Origin of the sequence: Chryseobacterium sp. MHB01 (assembly GCF_034651565.1) — a bacterium.
Taxonomy (GTDB): Bacteria; Bacteroidota; Bacteroidia; order Flavobacteriales; family Weeksellaceae; genus Chryseobacterium; species Chryseobacterium nepalense.
Genome location: NZ_JAYEDA010000055.1, coordinates 1 through 407, shown reverse-complemented (window position 1 = coordinate 407; position 407 = coordinate 1). Strand labels below are relative to the sequence as shown.

The following is a 407-nucleotide window of genomic DNA, read 5'->3' as shown; positions in this document are numbered from 1 at the left end:
TAACCGTAAGGGTAATTGTAACCGCTTAAAACCGACTGAAATGCATATTTCTGAACTACTTTGCCTGAAACGGTTTTCAGTTCTATACTTTCCAGTTGAAACGGATCAGAGTATGACTTTCTCTTAGTGGCATCAAAGGAATAGTTTACATTGATTTCACCATAGTCATGGGCTGTAATTTTTTTTGTTTTAAGACTTTTTACCGGGTACAGAATGCCCGCAGTACCAAATGTATAGTTATCTTCCTGATATTCAAATTTTAAAAGTTCCACCCCGTTTACATCCACAATTTTTGACAGGTAAAAGCCAACAGGAAATGTCTGAGGATTTCCAGCCATATAAGCATAGGAAATATCGGTCTTATCAAAGTAAAATTTGGTTCCCGCTTCATCGGTAATGATAAAGTT

At 36.4% G+C, this 407-nt stretch carries 1 protein-coding gene; it reads right to left on the bottom strand.

The genetic code is table 11. The features are described 5' to 3' along the window. On the bottom strand, nucleotides 1-407 hold a 407-nt coding region (locus U9K52_RS21225), incomplete at both ends, for a hypothetical protein (protein WP_322928033.1).